We start from the raw sequence: 20,115 nt of genomic DNA, 5'->3' as shown, positions 1-20,115 counted from the left end.
GGCGTGCGGCGCGTGGCCGGCGGGCCGCCCCGATGATCTCCGGGCTCAAGGGTGTTTGATCGCGATCCGAACGGCGAGTGACACTGTGACGACTCCCCGGGAGCAGACCGGGGTGCTGGCCCGTCGGAGTGCCGTCGTCCGAAGGGTCGGTCTAGTGCGAGGAGATGACCAGTGAGAGCCATCCGCCGCTTCACCGTGCGCACGGTGCTCCCGGAGGCGCTGTCGCCGCTCGGTGAGCTCGCGCTCAACCTGCGCTGGTGCTGGCACCCCGACACGCAGGACCTGTTCCGGGCCATCGACCCGGACCAGTGGGAGGCGGTCGGCCACGACCCGCTCGCCCTGCTCGGTGCGCTGCCGCCGGCGCGGCTCGAGGAGCTCGCGGAGGACCGCCGCTTCGTGCGCCGGGTGGCGGACGCCGCCGAGGAGCTGCGCGACTACGTCACGGGCGCGCGGTGGTACCAGTCGCTGCGCGAGGGCGACCCCGGCTCGCCGGGCGCCGTGCCGCGCTCCATCGCGTACTTCTCCCCGGAGTTCGGCATCACCGGGGTGCTGCCGCAGTACTCCGGCGGTCTCGGCATCCTCGCCGGCGACCACCTGAAGTCGGCCTCGGACCTCGGCGTCCCGATCGTCGGCGTGGGCCTGCTCTACCGCGCCGGGTACTTCCGCCAGTCGCTGTCGCGCGAGGGCTGGCAGCAGGAGCACTACCCCGTGCTCGACCCGAACGACCTCCCGATCTCGCTGCTGCGCGAGGCCGACGGCACCCCCGTCGAGGTCTCCCTCCCGCTGCCGGACGGGCGCGCGCTGCACGCCCGCGTCTGGCGCGCGCAGGTCGGCCGGGTGCCGCTGCTCATGCTCGACTCCGACGTCGAGGCCAACGAGCCCGCCGAGCGCGAGGTCACCGGCCGGCTGTACGGCGGCGGGACCGAGACCCGCCTGCTGCAGGAGCTGCTCCTCGGCGTCGGCGGCGTGCGGGCGCTGCGCGCGTACTCCCGCGTCACGGGCGCGCCGGAGCCGGAGGTCTTCCACACCAACGAGGGCCACGCCGGCTTCCTCGGCCTCGAGCGCATCCGCGAGTACGTCGCGGCCGGCCTGTCGTGGGACGAGGCCCTCGAGGCCACCCGCGCCGGCACGGTCTTCACGACGCACACGCCCGTGCCCGCCGGCATCGACCGCTTCCCGCGCCACCTGGTGGAGCAGCACTTCTCCGGCGAGCTGGCGCCCCCCGGCGTCGGCGTCGAGAAGGTCCTCAGCCTCGGAGCGGAGTCCTACGAGGGCGGCGACCCCGGCGTCTTCAACATGGCGGTCATGGGCCTGCGCCTCGGCCAGCGCGCCAACGGCGTCTCGCTCCTCCACGGCGACGTGTCGCGCGGGATGTTCCAGGGGCTGTGGCCGGGCTTCGACCAGGACGAGGTGCCCATCACCTCGATCACCAACGGCGTCCACGCTCCGACCTGGGTCGCCCGCGAGGCGCTCCAGGCAGCGGAGCGCGAGGGCGGTGCGCGCGACTGGGAGGGCCTGTCCCGCCTCTCCGACAGCGCGCTCTGGAACGTCCGTCGGGTGCTCCGCGGCAAGCTCGTCGAGGACGCCCGCGCCCGGGTGCGCGCCTCCTGGCTGGAGCGCGGCGCCTCCGAGGCCGAGCTCGGCTGGGTCGACTCCATCCTCGACCCCGACGTGCTGACCATCGGCTTCGCGCGGCGCGTGCCGTCGTACAAGCGCCTCACGCTGATGCTGCGCGACCCCGCGCGGCTCAAGGCCCTGCTGCTGCACCCGGAGCGCCCGATCCAGATCGTGGTCGCCGGCAAGGCGCACCCCGCCGACGAGGGCGGAAAGCGCTTCATCCAGGACCTCGTGCGCTTCACCGACGACCCCGAGGTCCGGCACCGCATCGTGTTCCTGCCGAACTACGACATCGCGATGGCCCAGACGCTGCTGCCGGGCTCGGACGTCTGGCTCAACAACCCGCTGCGCCCGCTGGAGGCCTCCGGCACCTCGGGCATGAAGGCCGCCCTCAACGGCGGGTTGAACCTCTCGATCCTCGACGGCTGGTGGGACGAGTGGTACGACGGCGAGAACGGCTGGTCCATCCCGACCGCCGACGGCGTCACCGACCCCGAGCACCGCGACGCGCTCGAGGCGTCGGCGCTCTACGACCTGCTGGAGAACCAGGTGACGCCGCGGTTCTACGACCGCGACGGCGCCGGGGTCGCGACGCGCTGGGTCGAGATGGTGCGGCACACGCTGCAGTCGCTCGGCCCGAAGGTGCTGGCGTCGCGCATGGTCCGTGACTACGTCCTCCAGCTCTACGCACCCGCGGCGGCCTCGACCCGCGCGCTCGGCTCCGACCTCTCCGGGGCGAAGGCCCTGGCGGCGTGGAAGGGCGAGGTGCGCGGCGGCTGGCACGGCGTGCGCGTCGACCACGTGGAGACCGAGGGCATCGGCGACGCGCCGGAGGTCGGCTCGGTGCTGCAGGTCAAGGCGTTCGTCTCGCTCGGCGCGCTGACGCCGGCCGACGTCGAGGTGCAGCTGGTGCACGGCCGGGTGGACGCCGACGACCAGCTCACCGACGTCGCGGTGGCGCCGCTGGTGCTGGCCGAGTCCTACGAGGGCGGGCGCGCCCGCTACGAGGGCACGCTGCCCCTCGCGCGGACCGGTGCGTTCGGCTACACCGTCCGCGTGCTCCCGGCGGTCGCGCGCCTCGCGTCGCCCGCCGAGCTCGGGCTCGTGGCCAACGCCGTCGCCTCCGAGCCCGCGGCCGTGGGGGCGCCCCCGCTGCGCTGAGGACCTGCGGGGTCGGGCGCACGGCACGGACGAGGACGCGGGGAGGCGGGCGGATGACGCTCATCGAGGACAGCTGGGACTCCGACGAGGAGCTCCCGTGGCCCGGCTCCCCGCGCCCGCTCGGCGTGCGCTGGGACGGCTCGGGCAGCAACGTCGCGGTGTGGTCCGAGCACGGCGAGCACGTCGACCTGTGCGTGCTGCACGACGACGACGCCGAGGAGCGGATCCCCTTGCGGGAGCGCTCCTACGGCGTGTTCCACGGCTACGTGCCGGACGGCCTGCTCGCCCCCGGCGCGCGCTACGGCTTCCGCGTCGACGGGCCGTGGGAGCCCGAGCAGGGGCACCGCTTCGACGTGGGCGTGCTGCTGCTCGACCCGTACGCGCTGGCGGTGGAGCGGCTCCCCGACGGACGGCTCGTGTCGGTGGTCGTCGACCCGGCGTACGACTGGGGCGACGACCGCTCGCCGCACACCTCGTGGACCGACACCGTGGTCTACGAGGCGCACGTGCGCGGCCTGACGAAGCTGCACCCGGCGGTGCCGGACGACCTCCGCGGGACGTACGCCGGGCTCGCCCACCCCGCAGTGCTCGAGCACCTCACCTCGCTCGGCGTCACCGCGGTGGAGCTGCTGCCGGTGCACCAGTTCGTGTCCGAGCCGTTCCTCGGCGAGCGCGGGCTGACGAACTACTGGGGCTACAACTCCATCGGCTTCTTCGCCCCGCACGACGCGTACTCCGCCCACGGCACTCGCGGGCAGCAGGTGCGCGAGTTCAAGGACATGGTGCGCAGCCTGCACTCCGCGGGCCTCGAGGTCATCCTCGACGTGGTCTACAACCACACCGGCGAGGGCGGGCCGGACCAGCCCACGCTGTGCTTCCGCGGGCTGGACAACGCCATCTACTACCACCGGCACGGGGCGGCCAACGCGGACTACACCGGCTGCGGCAACACGCTGAACGCCTCGCACCCGCAGGTGCTCCAGCTGGTGCTGGACTCCCTGCGCTACTGGGTGCAGGAGATGCACGTCGACGGGTTCCGCTTCGACCTCGCGCCGGCGCTCACCCGTGGGCCCGGTGGGGAGGTCGACCTGCACGGCCCGTTCCTCACCGCCATCCGCCAGGACCCGGTGCTGCGCGACGTCAAGCTCATCGCCGAGCCGTGGGACGTGGGCTGGGGCGGCTACCGCGTGGGGGAGTTCCCCAGCCCGTGGGCGGAGTGGAACGACAAGTTTCGCAACGGTGTTAGGGACTTCTGGCGCGGTGCCAGCTCGGGTGTCCGCGAGATCGCCTACCGGCTCTCCGGGTCCAGCGACATCTACGGCACGCGCCGCCCGCACGCCTCGGTCAACTTCGTCACCGCCCACGACGGCTTCACCCTGCGCGACCTGGTGTCCTACAACGACAAGCACAACCTCGCCAACAACGAGGACGGCCGCGACGGCACCAGCGACAACCGGTCCTGGAACAGCGGCGCCGAGGGCCCGACGGACGACCCGGCGGTGCTGGAGCTCCGCGCCCGCCAGGAGCGCAACCTGCTGGTGACCCTGCTGCTGGCCACCGGCGTCCCGATGATGACGGCGGGCGACGAGATGGGCCGCACGCAGCAGGGCAACAACAACGCCTACTGCCAGGACAACGAGCTCTCCTGGGTGGACTGGGACCTCGACGCGTCGCAGAAGTCGCTGCTCGACTTCACCCGCCGCACGCTGGCCCTGCGGCAGGGCAACGTCGCCCTGCGGCAGAAGCACTTCTTCGAGGGCCGGCCGCTCGAGCCGGGCGGTCCCAAGGACATCGCCTGGTTCACCGCCGAGGGCCGGGAGAACGACGAGGGCACGTGGTTCGACCCCTCGACGTCGACCGTCGCCGCTCGCGTGTCCGGCCGGACCGTACGCCGCCGCGGCCCCCGCGGAGAACGGTTGCACGGCAGCACCTTCCTGCTGGTGCTCCACGGCGGGGCAGAGGACCGGCAGGTGACGCTGCCTGCGACCGGCAGCTCGTCGGGGCACTGGACGCTCGTCATCGACACCGCCGACGATGCCGCGCCCGCACGGGAGTACGCCGTGGGGGAGCGCGTCCGCGCGGTGGGCCGGTCGGTGCTGGTGCTGCGGGCGGACTGAGGCTGGGGCGCGGCCCCTTTGTCCGCCCTCCCGTGCGCCACTCGCCCCTCCGTCCGCTCGCCCCCGCCCCTGCCGCCCCCACCCCTGCCGCGAAGTTGATCACGTAGCCCGATCGAGTTCAGGCCCGGCCGCACGAGGTGGTCGCCGCGGGGGTGGAACCTCGTGTGGTCGGCGCTCAGCTCGTGCGGCTACCTGATCAACGGCGTCGCCGGCGCGGAGCGGACCCCGCCCGTCGGACTCCGTGCACCGCCGCCCGTGCGCGCCCGCCGCCGTGAGCCACGCCGGGTCCCCGCGCCCGGGAGACACCCCCAGGATGTGCATGATCACGGCAAGGGGTCACGGAAGAACCGCGCAGGGGCCCGCCGCGCACGCGCCCGTCAGCGGCTGACACCCTTGCCCCGTGCCCGCCCAGCCCCGCCGCCTGCCGATGGACAACCACGTCCACACCCAGTTCTCCTACGACCGCCGCGAGCAGTCCTCGATGCGCGGCGCGTGCGAGCGGGCCCTGGAGCTCGGCATCCCCGCTCTCGCGTTCACCGACCACCTGGACTTCACGGTGTGGCAGCAGGGCGACCACGTGGGCGAGCTCGGGGTCGAGATCGAGTACCCGCCGCGGACGACCCTGCTCGACGTCGACGCCTACCTCGCCGAGCTCGAGGAGTGCCGCGGCCGCTACCCGGACCTGCGGATCCTCAGCGGAGTCGAGTCCGGGGAGTGCCACCTGTTCGCCAGCAGCCTCGACGCGGTCCTGCGCCGCGGGCGGTTCGAGCGGGTGCTCGGCTCCTGCCACGCGGTGGTCCACGAGGGCGCGCTCGTCGAGGTGGACACGCTGTTCGACGTGCTGCCGGTGGCCGAGGTGATGCAGCGCTACTTCGCCGAGGTGCTGCGCCTCGTCGAGGGCAGCAGTGCGTTCGAGGTGCTGGCGCACTGCGACTTCGCCCGCCGCTACATCCCGGAGGGCGCGGACGAGTACCTCGAGAAGGACTACGAGGAGGAGTACCGCGCGGTGTTCCGCGCCCTGGCCGCCTCCGGCCGCGCGCTCGAGGTCAACACGAAGAGCCCGCTCGCCTCCGTCGACCTGGTGCGCTGGTGGCGGGAGGAGGGCGGCGTTGCCGTCTCCTTCGGCGGGGACGCGCACGTGCCCTGGCTCGTCGGGCAGCGCTTCGCGGAGGCCGTCGACGTCGTGGAGCAGGCGGGCTTCCGGCCGGGGCGCGACGCGTACGACTTCTGGCGCCGCTGAGGCCGCTGCCCCTTGGGGCACGGGCGGCGCGCAGGCGTGCCCGCCAGGCCTACCGTCGAGGGACCACGACCCTGGACGGTGCCCCATGTCGGACCCGACGCCGCAGCTCCCCCGGCGCATCTGGGTGCAGGAGGTCGCCGTCTCGGCCGAGATGCTGCGGACCGAGGTCGAGATGGCGCGCGCCGCCGGGCTCGACCCCCAGCAGGAGGCCGCCGCCGTGGGCGTCCTGCGGCTGCTCGACATGGCCCGCGCCGCGGCGTACCGCAAGGGTCCGGTCCCCGGCTGGTTCTCCCAGCACTGGAACGGCACGCTCGTCGAGGCGGCGTACCTCAACCTCCACGCGGCCCGCGCGCTCGCCGTCGAGGTGCTCGACGAGCCCGCGCTGGCGGCGGAGATCGCGCCGGCCATCGCTCGCGCGCAGACCGCCATGCACCCCAGCGACCAGCGGCGGGTCACCGCGGACGAGCTCGCCGCCGCGCCCCTCGCGGCTCGGCGGGCGCTGGTCCGCCGGCTCGTGCGCGACAGCTACGAGGCGCTGGACCTGCAGCACACCCGCCTGCGCAGCTTCCGCAACATCGTCGTGCTCTGCGCCGCGCTCGTCACCATCCTCGTCGTCGCCACGGTCGCCGTCGTCTCCGCCCGGCCCTCGATGCTGCCGCTCTGCTTCGCGCCCCAGACCGGCAGGCTGGTGTGTCCCAGCGGGACCGCGACCGGTCCGCAGAGCGCCGACGTGCTCGTCGTCGCCCTCATCGGGCTGCTGGGGGGCGCCCTCTCCGCGACCGTGGCGGTGCGCAACCTGCGGGGGAGCTCCTCGGCGTACGACGTCCCCGCCGCGCTCGCCGTCCTCAAGGTGCCGCTCGGCGCCTTCACCGCGATCGTCGGCATCCTCGTCATCCGCGGCGGCTTCATCCCGGGGCTCACCGCCCTGGACACCCAGGACCAGATCCTCGGGTACGCGCTGGTGCTCGGCTTCGCGCAGCAGGCCTTCACCCGCCTGCTGGACTCGCAGGCCCAGACGCTGCTCACCCAGCTGCCGGCCAAGGACCCGCGATCGGAGCCGCCGGCGACGTCGGCGCGACCCACGACGGTCGCCACCGCAGCGGGCACCGTCGGGGCGGCCGACGCCACCGGGGACGTCATCGAGGCGCCGTCGCTGCCCACCCAGCGCGACGTGACCGCCGGCGCGGCCGACGGCCCGGACCAGCAGCCGGGCGGCCAGCAGCCGGGGGACCAGCCCGACGACCAGGTCGTCGACCTCCGCGACGACGCCGACCCCACCACCAGCGACGACGGTCCGCTGGAGGACGGCTCGCCCGTCCTGCCGGACGTCGTGGGCGCGGACACGCGCTGATGCGTACCTACGAACAGGCGCGGGCCGTCGCCCTGCACGAGTCGGTCAGCCCCTCGCGCCCGTCGTGGTGGCGGCACTGCCAGGTCTTCGCGCGCCAGTGCGTGGGCGCGGCGCCGTTCGGGGACAGCGCCCGGCTCGCCTGGCTGGGGGTCCCGGAGCAGCACCGGCACACGAGCTTCCCGCCGCCCGCGGGCTCCCTCGCGTACTACGGCTCGATCGAGTCGGGCGCCGGGCATGCGGTCTTCGCCGTCGACGGCGGCTACGTCTGGTCGACCGACATCGAGCGGCGTGGCAAGGTCGACAAGGTGCCGTGGGACACGGACTTCTGGAAGCACCCGTACCTCGGCTGGATCGACGCCTGCCGCTGGGGCGCGCTCCCGGTCCAGCAGGGTGAGACGCTCGCCCTCCACGCGCCGCGCCCGCCCGCCTACCGCCGCGGTCGGCGCGTCTACGCGAGCCGGATGCGCCAGGGCCAGCGGGACTCCGACAGCGTCTGGAACCTCCAGGTCGCCCTCGCGGCCAAGGGCTACCGGCTGCACCACGGCCCCAGCGGCGACTACGACCGCGCCACCCGCGAGGCCTGCGCGGCCTTCCAGCACCGGCGGGGGTGGCGGGGCAAGGGCGCCGACGGGATCGCCGGGCCGCTCACCGTGCACGCCCTCGGCCTGGTCTGGGTGGCCGGCTGACGCGGCGGCGCGCCTAGCATGGGGGCGATGGCCTACCTCGACCACGCGGCGACGACTCCTCTGCGGCCCGAGGCCGCGGAGGTCCTCACGCGCCTGCTGGGCGTGACGGGCAACCCGTCGAGCGTCCACGCCGACGGCCGCGCCGCCCGCCGCCACGTCGAGGAGGCGCGCGAGCAGGTCGCTGCGGCGGTCGGGGCACGGCCCGCCGAGGTGGTCTTCACCGGCTCGGGGACCGAGGCGGACAACCTCGCGGTCAAGGGGATCTTCTGGTCGCGACGGGCGGAGGACGCCCGGCGTACGCGGGTGCTCGTCAGCCCCCTGGAGCACTCGGCGGTCTCGGCCTCCGCGCACTGGCTCGCGCAGGCCCAGGGCGCCACGGTCGAGACCGTGCGCGTCGACCCCCACGGCCGGCTCGACCTCGACCACCTCGCCGAGCTCGTCGCGGCCGACCCCGGCAGCGTGGCCCTGGTGAGCGTCATGGCCGCCAGCAACGAGATCGGCACCGTCCAGCCGCTCGCCGAGGTGGTCGCGGTCGCGGCGCCGCACGGCATCCCCGTGCACAGCGACGCGGTGCAGGCCCTCCCGGCGGTGCCGCTCGACGTGGCGGCGCTCGGTCTCGACGCGCTCGCGGTCAGCGCGCACAAGGTCGGCGGCCCGCTCGGGGTCGGCGCTCTCGTGCTGCGCGGGGCGACCGCGGTCACCCCCGTGCTCCACGGCGGGGGCCAGGAGCGCGACGTCCGCAGCGGCAGCGTGCCGCATGTGCTGACCGCGGCGTTCGGCGCGGCCGTCAGCGCCTCGCAGGCCGCCCGGCAGGAGGAGGTACGCCGGCTGCGCGAGCTCCGTGACCGGCTCGTGGCGGGCGTGCAGGGCCTCGACCCGTCGGCTCGACTCAACGGTGACCCTGCCCACGGGCTGCCCGGCCTCGCGAGCGTGGTCTTCCCCGGTTGCGACGCGCAGGCCGCGCTGCAGCTGCTGGATGCCGAGGGAGTCTCGTGCTCGGCGGGTTCTGCCTGCCACGCGGGCGTCTCCGGCCCGAGCGACGTGCTCCTCGCCACGGGGCTGGAGCCCGAGGACGCGGCGGCGACCCTGCGCTTCAGCCTCGGCCACACCTCGACCGCGGCAGATGTCGCTGCGCTGCTGGAGGTCCTGCCCACTGTGCTCGACCGGGCGCGGCGTGCCGCGCTGCTGGGGGTCTGAGATGCGCGTGCTCGCGGCCATGTCCGGAGGGGTGGACTCCGCGGTCGCCGCTGCGCGCGCCGTCGAGGCCGGGCACGACGTCACGGGCGTGCACCTCGCGCTCTCCTCGACGCCGCAGGCACTCCGCAGCGGCGCGCGCGGGTGCTGCACCGTCGAGGACTCGCGCGACGCTCGTCGAGCGGCCGACGTGCTCGGGATCCCGTTCTACGTCTGGGACCTCGCCGAGCGGTTCCGCGCCGACGTGGTCGAGGACTTCGTCAGCGCGTACGCCGAGGGGCGCACCCCGAACCCCTGCCTGCGCTGCAACGAGAAGATCAAGTTCGCCGCGGTGCTCGACCGCGCGCTGGCGCTCGGCTTCGACGCCGTCTGCACCGGCCACTACGCCCGTGTCGTCGACGGGCCACAGGGTCGCGAGCTGCACCGGGCCGCCGACCCGGACAAGGACCAGTCCTACGTGCTCGGCGTGCTCGACGCCGAGCAGCTCGCAGCGGCGATGTTCCCGCTGGGGGACAGCAGGAAGTCCGCCGTACGCGACGAAGCCGCCCGCCGCGGCCTCGCTGTGGCGCAGAAGCCGGACAGCCACGACATCTGCTTCATCCCCGACGGCGACACCGCGGGCTTCCTGCGCCGGCGGCTGGGCGACGCGCCGGGTGCCGTCGTGACGGAGGACGGCGAGCAGCTGACTGAGCACGACGGTGCCTTCGCCTTCACCGTGGGTCAGCGCAAGGGGCTGCGCATCGGTCGCCCCGCGGCTGACGGGCGTCCGCGCTACGTCCTGGACGTGCAGCCGGTCAGCCGCACCGTCGTGGTCGGCCCAGCAGAAGCCCTCGACGTCACGCAGATCTCGGCCGTGCAGCCGCGCTGGCCCGGTGCCGTCCCGACGGGGACGTTCGCCTGCGCGGCGCAGGTCCGTGCCCACGGCGAGCCGGTGCCCGCCGTTGCGACCGTGGCGGACGGGCGGACGACGGTCGAGCTGCTCACCCCCGTCCGCGGAGTCGCCCGCGGTCAGGCGGTCGTGCTCTACGACGGCACGCGGGTCATCGGCTCGGCCACGATCGACGCGACCGGCCGGTGAAGCGCAGCAGGGCGCTCCACCACGTGCGCACCGTGGTCGACGGATGCGCTGCCCAGCCGCGGTTCGGGGCGTTCCACGTCGTCGCCGCGTGGCTGCACGGCCCCCTGCTCGACGGCGCCGAGGACGTCGAGACGGTCCAGCTCGCGCTCGTGACGGACCTGCCGGCAGCGGAGGTCTGGTGGCGTGCGGTGCCCGCGGGTGCCGAGCACTGGCTGCAGGCGACGAAGCTCACCGGCCTGCCGCTCGACGTCGCCTGGCGCTCGTCGGCCGGCCCGTCGCTGGCCCCCGGGATCGAGCGGCCGCTGCTGTTGTGGGACACCGCTGGTCCGCGGGAGGACGCCCTGGCAACGCTGGAGTCCTCCGCCGCCGGCTCCCTGCGCCTGCCCGTCCCGTCCGAGGGCGAGCGCGCCTCCGCCCTCGCCGCCGAGCGGGCCACGAGCCGCGACGCGCTGCGGCGGACCACCGCGGCGTACCGCGCCGGGCGGTGGGCGCCGGGCGACCTCGCCCGCCTCGCCGACCCGCTGGCCACGGCGGCTGCGGGCTACCTCGAGCTGACGGAGGAGCCGGCATGAGCCGCGCACCGCGCTGGGCGTGGGTCCCGGCGGCCACCGCCCCGGTCGCCCTCATCGGCGGCTGGACGCTCGCCGCCCGGCTGCAGGACGGCTTCGACTCCCGGCGGGAGACCATCTCCGCCCTCGCCGGGCTCGGGATGCCGCACCGCGTCGTCATGACCACCGGCCTCGCGCTGCTCGGCGCCGCGCACCTCGGCACCGCTGCGGCCCTGTCGCCCGCGCGTCCGGCGGGCCGCCTGGTGCTGGCCACCGGAGGCGCGGCGACGGTGCTGGTGGCGGCGTACCCGCTGCGGGAGGGGGGCGGGCCCCCGGAGCACGCCGTCGCCGCGGGCGTCGCCTTCACCGCCCTCGCGGTCTGGCCGGCGCTCGCCGCCCGTCGCGGCGGACCGCTGCGGCCGGTGCCGGCGGCCGTCGCGACCGCGGGCCTGCTCGGTCTCGTCGGCTGGTTCGCCGCCGAGCTCAGCGCGGGCACCGACCGCGTCGGTCTCGCCGAGCGGGCGGCGGCCGGCGCGCAGGCCCTCTGGCCGCTCGCCGCCGTCGCCCTCGCGCGCCGCGTCGAGGAGCCCTAGGAGGGCAGCTCCGTCCACCGGCAGCCGGTGAGGACGGCGACCCGGCGCAGCCGCGCGACGACCAGCCGGGCGCGCGGCGGCCAGCCCCGGGCTGCGGTCGCGTCGACGCGGACCGACCCGGTGAGCATCTCCCGCCGTACGTCGCGCACGACGTCGGCCAACGCGCCTCGGGACGGGCTGTCGGGAAGGGTCACCACCTCAGCTCCCGGCGGGCAGCAGGCTGCTGGCCGGGGTGGTGGTGCTCCCGGATGCCGCGTGCACCCGTACGCGCAGGCCGTCGAGCTGGGCGCCCTCGCCGCCCGGCCACCACGCCGCCCACCAGCCGCGGCCGGTGCTCGCCTGCACCGTGCTGCCGTCCGGCAGCAGCACGTCGACGCCCGTGACGGCGCTGCCCAGCCGGCCGATCGCCTCCGAGTGCTGCAGGCGCCCGTCACCCGCGGCACCGCTGGTCTCGAGGGTGGCGCTGCCGCTCGCAGGGGAGGGCGCCCGGTCGGGCCAGTCGGCGAGCTGGAACCAGCCCGTCGGCTCGGCCGGGTCGAGGTCGACGCACTCGACGAGGGTGGCGCCCTTCACGACGAGCGAGAGGGTCGCGACGCCGCGACGCTCGGCGAGGACGACGTCGGAGGCGGACGGTCCTCCTGCCGGTGCGGCGTCCCAGCTGCGGGCGCAGCGCTGCGCCAGGGCAGCGCGGTCGGCCTCGGGCACCACGCTCGGGTGCGCCGTCCAGGAGGCGTACGCCGTGCTGCGCGACGCGCCCCCCGGCAGCAGCGAGGGCCCCACGACCGCGACGGCGGTGACCCCGGCGACGGCCACGGCGCCGACGAGCAGGCGGCGGCGGTGCCGCACGACGGGGGTCTGGGCCGGAGCGGCGAGGATCCGGTCGAGCTGGGCGGCGGCGCGCACGTGCTCGGCGGTGGTCAGCTCGCGCGCCGGGCTGGGATCGAGCGCGGCGAGGGCGCGCAGGTCGGGGTCGAGGGACGTCATCGGGAGGCCTCCTGGCCGGCAGGGGTGGGGGCGGGGGCGGGCGCCGCGTCGAGCGCCTCGCGCAGGCGGCGGCGGGCGCGGGTCAGGCGCATGGCGAAGGCGGAGCGCCGGCAGCCGACGACCCGGGCGGCCTGGTCGGCGGTGAGCCCGTCGAAGGCCACGAGCGCGAGGGTCTCCCGGTCGCGGGCGTCGAGCGCGCTCCACGCCCGGGCCAGGTCGACGCGGGAGCCTGCGGCCTCCGCGTGGTCGGGGACGTCGCCCGGCAGGTGCGCGGCCGCCCGGACGTCGAGGTCCGCGCGGCGGCCGCCGGCGCGCAGGTGGTTGGCGAGGGCGTGGCGGGCCACGCCGTACAGCCAAGGGCGGGCGTCGTCGTGCGCGGCGGGCACGTCGGGCAGGCGCCGCCAGGCCGTCAGGAAGACGGTGGCGACGACGTCCTCCGCATCCGCGGGGGGTACGCGGCGCTCGACGAAGCGCAGCAGGTCGGGGTAAGTGCGGGCGTGGAGCTCCCGGAAGCGGTGCTCGTCGGCACTGCTGCGTCCGGCGCTCATGCTGTCTGTCTCGCTGTCCGTCTGGGTGTCACGCCACCTCATGTCCGGCAGCCCGCCGACTGCCACATCCTCCCAGCGCGTGCTCGCGGGCGGGTGCTGTCGGTGGCACGTCCTACGCTTCCCGCGTGAGCACCGAGGACATGCCGGCCCCCCTGCCCGCCGGCGTGGCGACGGGGGTCGGCTCGCTGCCGGGCACCGACCCGCGCGCGGCCGTGCGCCTCGTGCTCGACGAGCTGCGGGACCTGCCGCACCTGCCCGAGCTGCCGGCGCGCGGGCCCGGCGCCGACCTGGTGGGCCGGGTGGTCGGCCTGCTGGCCGGCCTGCACGGCGACGTCCAGCCGAGCGGGTGGCGCCTGGTGCCCGGGGCGGGCCGCGACGAGCGGCTCTCGGTCTCCTGGCTGGCGGAGGACCTCGACGCCCTCGAGGAGCTGGCGGGCGGCTGGTCCGGGTGGCTCAAGCTGCAGGTCTGCGGCCCCGTCACGCTCGCGGCGAGCGTGGAGCTGCCGCGCGGCGGGCTGCTCGCGCGCGACCCGGGCGCCCGCCGCGACGTCGCGGCCTCGCTGGCCGAGGGGGTCCGCCTGCACGTCGAGGACGTCCGCCGCCGGCTGCCGGAGGCGCAGCTGCTCCTCCAGGTCGACGAGCCGTCGCTGACGACCGCCCTGGCCGGCCGGCTGCCGACGGCCAGCGGCTTCGGCGCGCTCCCCGCGCTCGAGACCGGGGAGGCGGAGGCCTCCCTGCGGTCCCTCGTCGAGGCGGCGGGCGTCCCGGCCATCGTGCACAGCTGCGCCCCCGCCGTCCCCGTCGCCCTGCTGCGCCGCACCGGCGCCGCGGGCGTCTCGCTCGACCTCGCGCTCGTGGCGCCGGACGGGGAGGAGGCGCTCGGGGAGGCCGTGGACGCCGGCACGCGCCTCCTGCTCGGAGCGGTCCCGTCGACCGGTGCGCCTGGACGCTCCGAGGAGGCGGCCGCGCGCGTCCGCGCGCTGTGGCGCCGGCTCGGGTTCGCCCCCGCGCTGCTCGGGGAGGCCGTGCTGGTCACCCCGGCGTGCGGCCTGGCCGGCGCGACCCCGCCAGGGGCGCTGGCCGCCCTGCGCACCGCCACCGCCGCGGCCAAGCGGCTGACCGACGACCCGGAGGGCTAGCGATGGTGCAGCAGACGTCGAGCGGGGTGCCGGTCGAGGCCGAGCAGCGCCACGCGGAGCTCGCCCGCGAGCTCGACGAGCACTCCTACCGCTACTACGTCCTCGACTCGCCGACCGTCAGCGACGGCGACTACGACCGGATGATGCGCGAGCTGCAGGAGCTCGAGGACGCCCACCCGTCGCTGCGCACGCCGGACTCGCCGACGCAGCGGGTGGGCGGCACGTACTCCACGCTGTTCACGCCGGTCGAGCACCTCGAGCGGCTGCTGAGCCTCGACAACGCCTTCACCGAGGAGGAGGTCGGGGCCTTCGCCGCCCGCGTCGCGCGCGAGGTCGGCGAGGGCGAGGCGGACTGGCTCTGCGAGCTGAAGATCGACGGCCTCGCCGTGGACCTCGTCTACGAGGACGGCCGGCTCGTGCGCGGCGCGACGCGCGGCGACGGGCGCACCGGCGAGGACATCACGCCCAACATCCGCAGCCTCGACACCGTGCCGAGCCGGCTCACCGCGCCGGCCGGGGGGCGCGTGCCGCGGCTGCTCGAGGTGCGTGGCGAGGTCTTCTTCCCGACCGACCGGTTCCAGGAGCTCAACGCGACCCTCGTCGAGCAGGGCAAGCAGCCCTTCGCCAACCCCCGCAACGCCGCCGCGGGCTCCTTGCGGCAGAAGGACCCGCGGGTGACCGCGTCCCGTCCGCTCCGGCTCACGCTCCACGGCATCGGCGTGCGCGACGGGTTCGACGTCGGCCGCCAGTCCGACGCCTACGCGCTGCTGCAGGAGCTCGGGCTGCCGGTGTCGAGCCGCTACGAGGTGCACCCCGACCTCGCCGGCGTGCACGCCTACCTCGAGCACTGGCGCGAGCACCGCCACGACGTCGAGCACGAGATCGACGGCGCCGTGCTCAAGGTCGACCAGCTCGGGCTGCAGCGGCGCCTCGGGGCGACCTCGAAGTTCCCGCGCTGGGCGATCGCCTTCAAGTTCCCGCCGGAGGAGGTCAACACCACGCTGCTGCGGATCCTCCCCAACGTCGGGCGCACGGGCCGGGTCACGCCCTTCGCGGAGCTGGAGCCCGTGCAGGTGGGTGGCGTCACGGTCTCGCGGGCGACGCTGCACAACGAGGACGAGGTGCGCCGCCGCGACGTCCACGAGGGCGACACCGTCGTCGTGCGCCGCGCAGGCGACGTCATCCCCGAGGTCGTGACGCGCGTGCCCGACCTCTCGCCGGCCGACCCCCCGCCCTTCGTCATGTGGACGCACTGCCCGGAGTGCGGCACCGAGCTCTACCGCCCGGAGGGCGACGTCGACTGGCGCTGCCCCAACACCGCCGGCTGCCCCGCGCAGCTCCGCGAGGCGGTCTTCCACCTGGCCGGGCGCAGTGCGCTCGACATCGACGGCCTCGGCTACGAGACGGCCATCGCCCTGCTGGAGAACGGCCGCATCTCCGACATCGGCGGTGTGTTCACGCTGCAGCGCAACGACTTCGAGGGGCTGCGCGGGTTCGGGCAGAAGAAGGTCGACCAGATCCTCGGCTCGCTCGAGGTCGCGAAGCGGGAGCGCCCGCTGTGGCGGCTGCTCGTCGGGCTCTCGATCCGCCACGTCGGACCTCCGACGGCGCAGGCCATCACCCGCGTCTTCCCCTCCCTCGAGCAGCTGCGCGCTGCCAGCGCCGAGCAGATCGCGGAGGTGGAGGGCGTCGGCCCGGTCGTCGCCGGGGTCATCGCCGACTGGTTCGCGCAGCCGCAGCACCAGGAGCTGCTCGACCGGATCGAGGCCTCCGGCATGCGGACCCGCGACGAGGTCGCCGACGTCGGACCGCGCCCGCTCGACGGGCTCAGCGTCGTCGTGACCGGCACGCTCGAGGGGTTCTCCCGCGACAGCGCGACCGAGGCGGTGCAGGACCGCGGCGGCAAGGTCAGCGGTTCTGTCTCGAAGAAGACCGCGTTCGTCGTCGTGGGGGAGAGCCCCGGCAGCAAGGCGGACAAGGCGGCCTCGCTCGGCGTGCCCGTGCTCGACGAGGCGGGCTTCCGTGTCCTGCTCGAGCAGGGTCCCGACGCCGCGCGGGAGGTGGCCGTCGCGCCCGCGGCGGAGCCGGAGGCAGGGGTGCCCGCAGCGGCGGACGGAGGCGCAGCGGCCGAGCCGGAGGCCGGGACGGAGGGGTGAGCGCGCTCCCTAGGATGGGGTCATGCCGTCCCTGTCACGGGACGAGGTCGCGCACCTCGCCCGGCTCGCCCGCCTGCACCTGCCCGACGACGAGCTCGCGCACTACGCCGAGCAGCTCGAGGTCATCCTCGGCGCCGTCGCGCAGGTGAGCGAGGTCGCGGGGGCCGACGTGGCTCCGACCTCCCACCCGCTGCCGCTGCGCAACGTCACCCGCCCCGACGAGGCCCGCCCCGGTCTCGGCCAGGAGGCCGTGCTCGCCGGCGCCCCGGCGAGCGAGGAGGGCCGCTTCCGCGTGCCCCGCATCCTGGGGGAGGAGGCGTGAGCGAGCCGCTCAGCAGCGAGGCCGCCGCCGAGGTCGTGCGGCTCACCGCCAGCCAGGTCGCCGCCGCCGTCGAGTCCGGTGCGGTGAGCGCCGTCGAGGTCGCCCAGGCGCACCTCGACCGGATCGCCGCCGTCGACGACGACGTCCACGCGTTCCTCCACGTCGACACCGAGGGTGCGCTGGCTGCCGCCCGGGCGGTGGACGAGCGCCGCTCCGCCGGAGAGCCGCTCGGCCCGCTCGCCGGCGTCCCGCTCGCGCTCAAGGACGTCCTCACCCAGCGCGGGATCCCCACGACCGCGGGCTCCCGGATGCTCGAGGGCTGGCGCCCGCCCTACGACGCGACCGTCACCGCGCGGCTCAAGGCCGCCGGCGTCGTCATCCTCGGCAAGACCAACATGGACGAGTTCGCGATGGGCTCGTCGACCGAGCACTCGGCGTACGGCCCGACGCACAACCCCTGGGACCTCGACCGGATCCCCGGCGGGTCGGGCGGCGGCTCGGCGGCGGCGCTCGCGGCGTACGAGGCCCCGCTGGCGATCGGCACCGACACCGGCGGCTCGATCCGCCAGCCCGGCGCGGTGACCGGCACCGTCGGCGTGAAGCCGACCTACGGCGGGGTGTCGCGCTACGGCCTCATCGCCTTCTCGTCCTCGCTCGACCAGGCGGGCCCGTGCGCGCGCACGGTGCTCGACGCCGCGCTGCTGCACGAGGTCATCGGCGGCTACGACCCGCTCGACTCGACCTCGATCGACGCCCCGGTGCCGCCGGTCGTCGAGGCGGCCAGGCGCGGTGCCCGCGGGGACCTGAGCGGCGTGCGGATCGGCGTCGTGCGCGAGCTGTCCGGAGAGGGCTACCAGCCTGGCGTCGAGGCGCGCTTCCGCGAGGCCGTCGAGCTGCTGACCTCGCTCGGGGCGTCCGTCACCGAGGTGAGCTGCCCGCACTTCGGCTACGCGCTGGCGGCGTACTACCTCATCGCGCCGAGCGAGGCGTCGAGCAACCTCGCCCGCTTCGACGCGATGCGCTACGGCCTGCGCGTCGGTGACGACGGCGAGCACAGCGCCGAGGAGGTCATGGCGATGACCCGCGCCGCCGGCTTCGGGCCCGAGGTCAAGCGGCGCATCATGCTGGGCACCTACGCGCTGTCGAGCGGCTACTACGACGCCTACTACGGCTCGGCGCAGAAGGTCCGCACGCTGATCTCGCAGGACTTCGCCGCGGCGTACGACCAGGTCGACGTGCTCGTCTCGCCGACGACGCCGACGACGGCGTTCCGGCTGGGCGACAAGGTCGACGACCCGCTGGCGATGTACCTGAACGACCTCTGCACGATCCCGTCCAACCTGGCCGGGGGAGCGGCGATCTCCGTGCCGTGCGGGCTGTCCGACGACGACCTGCCGGTGGGCTTCCAGGTCATGGCGCCCGCCCTCGCCGACGACCGGCTCTACCTCGTGGGCGCCGCGCTCGAGGCCGCGCTGGTCGACCGCTGGGGCGGCCCGCTGCTCGACCGCGCCCCTGCTCTGGAAGGAGCGTCCTCATGAACGACCGGCCCTACGAGCCGCCGCAGGAGCTCGTGCCGTTCGAGGAGGCCGTGGCGGACTTCGACGTCGTCATGGGCATCGAGGTGCACGTCGAGCTCTCGACCGCGTCGAAGATGTTCTGCGGGTGCCCCACGGAGTTCGGCGCCGAGCCCAACACCCAGGTCTGCCCGGTGTGCCTGGGCCTGCCCGGCGCGCTGCCCGTGCTCAACCGCACGGCGGTCGAGTCGGCGATGCGGATCGGCCTCGCGCTCGGCTGCTCGATCGCGGAGGAGTGCCGCTTCGCGCGGAAGAACTACTTCTACCCGGACATGCCGAAGAACTTCCAGACCTCGCAGTACGACGAGCCGATCGCCTTCGACGGCGTCACGACCGTCGAGGTCGAGGGGCGCAGCTTCGACATCGCGATCGAGCGCGCGCACATGGAGGAGGACACCGGGAAGTCGCTGCACGTGGGCGGCGCTACCGGCCGGATCCACGGTGCCGACCACTCGCTGGTCGACTACAACCGCGCGGGCATCCCGCTCATCGAGATCGTCACCAAGCCCATCGAGGGGACGGGAGCGCTCGCGCCGCAGGTCGCCCGGGCCTACGTCGCGCACCTGCGCGAGCTGGTCCGCGGGCTCGGCGTCTCCGACGTCCGCATGGAGCAGGGGTCGCTGCGCGCCGACCTCAACGTCTCGCTGCGCCGCTCGCCGAGCGACGAGTTCGGCACGCGGTCGGAGACGAAGAACGTCAACTCCCTGCGCTCGATCGAGCGCGCCGTGCGCTACGAGATCACGCGGCACGCGGGCGTCCTGTCTTCGGGCGGGCGCATCGTGCAGGAGACCCGCCACTGGCACGAGGACACCGGTGTCACGACCTCGGGCCGCTCGAAGGAGCAGGCGGAGGACTACCGGTACTTCCCCGAGCCGGACCTCGTGCCGGTCGCCCCGGCGCGCGAGCAGGTGGAGGAGCTGCGCGCGTCGCTGCCCGAGCCGCCGTCCGTACGCCGGGGCCGGCTCGCCGAGGCCTGGGGCTTCAGCGAGCTGGAGTTCCGCGACGTTGTCAACGCGGGCGCGCTGTCCGTCATCGAGGAGACCGTCGAGGCGGGCGCCTCGCCGGCCGCGGCCCGCAAGTGGTGGACCGGCGAGCTCGCCCGCCGGGCCAACGTCGACGGCCTGGAGCTCGAGGAGCTCGCCATCACGCCAGCCGCCGTGGCCCGCGTGCAGGCGCTCGTCGAGTCCGGTGCGCTCAACGACAAGCTGGCCCGCCAGGCGATCGACGGCGTGCTGGCGGGGGAGGGCACCCCGGACGAGGTGGTCGCGGCGCGCGGGCTGCAGGTCGTGTCCGACGGGGGCGCGCTCACGGCTGCCGTGGACGAGGCGCTCGCCGCCAACCCCGACGTGGTCGAGAAGATCCGCAGCGGCAAGGTCGCGGCCGCCGGCGCGCTCGTGGGCGCCGTGATGAAGGCGACGAAGGGGCAGGCCGACGCGGCGCGGGTGCGCGAGCTGGTGCTGGAGCGCGTGGGGGGCTGAGGCCCGTACGGCGGCGTGCCTCGTCGCGGGCGCCGTCTCGGCCCCAGTTGATCGGGTAGCCCGATCAACTGGGGGGCCACTACGAGCAACTGGGGGTCATCTGGAGCGGATTCGCTCGAGGTGACCCCCGATTGCTCGTGCCGAGCTTCCCCCTCGCCCGTACGGGGCGCCCCCAACGCGTCGGCCGGCGGCGGCCGGCAGCCCGGTTGATCGGGGGCCCCGATCAACGCGGGCCCAGCACGAGGACGTGGGGGTCACCCCGAGCACATGCGCCCGAGGTGACCCCCACTCGATCGAGGCCCCCGATCAACTGGGGGCCGGCCCGGGCG

The 20,115-nt window shown here is 75.2% G+C and carries 17 protein-coding genes; 14 read left to right on the top strand and 3 right to left on the bottom strand.

Annotation, left to right across the window (positions count from 1 at the left end; genetic code table 11):
- Positions 1 to 171: 171 nt before the first annotated feature.
- From glgP to EV189_RS12235, 9 genes are all read left to right on the top strand, one after another.
- The gene (gene glgP, locus EV189_RS12275) at positions 172 to 2,778 is read left to right on the top strand and encodes an alpha-glucan family phosphorylase (protein WP_130493251.1); all 2,607 of its coding nucleotides are present in this window, start codon (positions 172 to 174) and stop codon (positions 2,776 to 2,778) included.
- Between the two features lie 53 nt (positions 2,779 to 2,831).
- Complete coding sequence (gene glgX, locus EV189_RS12270; RefSeq protein ID WP_130493250.1) at positions 2,832 to 4,895, top strand: glycogen debranching protein GlgX; 2,064 nt, start codon at positions 2,832 to 2,834, stop codon at positions 4,893 to 4,895.
- Between the two features lie 400 nt (positions 4,896 to 5,295).
- On the top strand, positions 5,296 to 6,135 hold the full coding sequence (locus tag EV189_RS12265) for a PHP domain-containing protein (protein ID WP_231116333.1): 840 nt from the start codon (positions 5,296 to 5,298) through the stop codon (positions 6,133 to 6,135).
- 85 nt (positions 6,136 to 6,220) lie between these two features.
- Complete coding sequence (locus EV189_RS12260) at positions 6,221 to 7,486, top strand: hypothetical protein (RefSeq protein ID WP_130493249.1); 1,266 nt, start codon at positions 6,221 to 6,223, stop codon at positions 7,484 to 7,486.
- Positions 7,486 to 8,172 carry a peptidoglycan-binding domain-containing protein gene (locus EV189_RS12255; RefSeq protein WP_130493248.1) on the top strand — a complete coding sequence of 229 codons (687 nt, stop codon included), beginning with the start codon at positions 7,486 to 7,488 and terminating at the stop codon, positions 8,170 to 8,172. The genes EV189_RS12260 and EV189_RS12255 overlap by 1 nt, the downstream gene beginning before the upstream one ends.
- Positions 8,173 to 8,199: 27 nt before the next feature.
- A complete protein-coding gene (locus EV189_RS12250) occupies positions 8,200 to 9,369 on the top strand; it encodes a cysteine desulfurase family protein (RefSeq protein ID WP_130493247.1) in 1,170 nt (389 codons plus the stop codon).
- A 1-nt stretch (position 9,370) separates the two neighbouring features.
- Positions 9,371 to 10,444: a tRNA 2-thiouridine(34) synthase MnmA gene (gene mnmA, locus EV189_RS12245; RefSeq protein WP_130493246.1), complete on the top strand. Its 1,074-nt coding sequence runs from the start codon at positions 9,371 to 9,373 to the stop codon at positions 10,442 to 10,444.
- Positions 10,441 to 11,016 (top strand): DUF7711 family protein, encoded by a 576-nt coding sequence (locus tag EV189_RS12240; protein WP_130493245.1) that lies wholly within the window; start codon positions 10,441 to 10,443, stop codon positions 11,014 to 11,016. The genes mnmA and EV189_RS12240 overlap by 4 nt, the downstream gene beginning before the upstream one ends.
- A complete protein-coding gene (locus EV189_RS12235; protein ID WP_130493244.1) occupies positions 11,013 to 11,585 on the top strand; it encodes a DUF998 domain-containing protein in 573 nt (190 codons plus the stop codon). The genes EV189_RS12240 and EV189_RS12235 overlap by 4 nt, the downstream gene beginning before the upstream one ends.
- Here the strand turns inward: EV189_RS12235 and EV189_RS12230 are convergent.
- From EV189_RS12230 to EV189_RS12220, 3 genes are read right to left on the bottom strand one after another with little or no spacing between them, the layout of a single operon-like run.
- Entirely contained in the window at positions 11,582 to 11,779 is a 198-nt protein-coding gene (locus EV189_RS12230; protein WP_130493243.1) for a hypothetical protein, read from the bottom strand. The genes EV189_RS12235 and EV189_RS12230 overlap by 4 nt on opposite strands.
- 4 nt (positions 11,780 to 11,783) lie before the next feature.
- Entirely contained in the window at positions 11,784 to 12,569 is a 786-nt protein-coding gene (locus tag EV189_RS12225; RefSeq protein ID WP_130493242.1) for a hypothetical protein, read from the bottom strand.
- Complete coding sequence (locus tag EV189_RS12220) at positions 12,566 to 13,117, bottom strand: RNA polymerase sigma factor (protein WP_130493241.1); 552 nt, start codon at positions 13,115 to 13,117, stop codon at positions 12,566 to 12,568. Before EV189_RS12220 ends, EV189_RS12225 begins: the two co-directional genes overlap by 4 nt.
- Before the next feature lie 125 nt (positions 13,118 to 13,242).
- Between EV189_RS12220 and EV189_RS12215 the strand changes: the two genes are divergently transcribed.
- Genes EV189_RS12215 through gatB form a run of 5 tightly spaced genes read left to right on the top strand, consistent with a single transcriptional unit; the run spans position 13,243 to position 19,786 of the window.
- Positions 13,243 to 14,256: a uroporphyrinogen decarboxylase/cobalamine-independent methonine synthase family protein gene (locus EV189_RS12215; protein ID WP_231116332.1), complete on the top strand. Its 1,014-nt coding sequence runs from the start codon at positions 13,243 to 13,245 to the stop codon at positions 14,254 to 14,256.
- A 2-nt stretch (positions 14,257 to 14,258) separates the two neighbouring features.
- Entirely contained in the window at positions 14,259 to 16,412 is a 2,154-nt protein-coding gene (gene ligA / locus EV189_RS12210; protein WP_130493240.1) for an NAD-dependent DNA ligase LigA, read from the top strand.
- A gap of 22 nt (positions 16,413 to 16,434) precedes the next feature.
- Positions 16,435 to 16,734: an Asp-tRNA(Asn)/Glu-tRNA(Gln) amidotransferase subunit GatC gene (gatC, locus tag EV189_RS12205; protein WP_130493239.1), complete on the top strand. Its 300-nt coding sequence runs from the start codon at positions 16,435 to 16,437 to the stop codon at positions 16,732 to 16,734.
- A complete protein-coding gene (gene gatA, locus EV189_RS12200) occupies positions 16,731 to 18,272 on the top strand; it encodes an Asp-tRNA(Asn)/Glu-tRNA(Gln) amidotransferase subunit GatA (RefSeq protein ID WP_130493238.1) in 1,542 nt (513 codons plus the stop codon). The genes gatC and gatA overlap by 4 nt, the downstream gene beginning before the upstream one ends.
- On the top strand, positions 18,269 to 19,786 hold the full coding sequence (gene gatB / locus EV189_RS12195) for an Asp-tRNA(Asn)/Glu-tRNA(Gln) amidotransferase subunit GatB (protein ID WP_130493237.1): 1,518 nt from the start codon (positions 18,269 to 18,271) through the stop codon (positions 19,784 to 19,786). Before gatA ends, gatB begins: the two co-directional genes overlap by 4 nt.
- The last annotated feature ends 329 nt before the right edge of the window (positions 19,787 to 20,115 follow it).

The organism is Motilibacter rhizosphaerae (genome assembly GCF_004216915.1).
GTDB lineage: Bacteria > Actinomycetota > Actinomycetes > Motilibacterales > Motilibacteraceae > Motilibacter > Motilibacter rhizosphaerae.
Note: the sequence above shows the minus strand (reverse complement) of the source record. Positions and strands in the feature narration are given on the sequence as shown.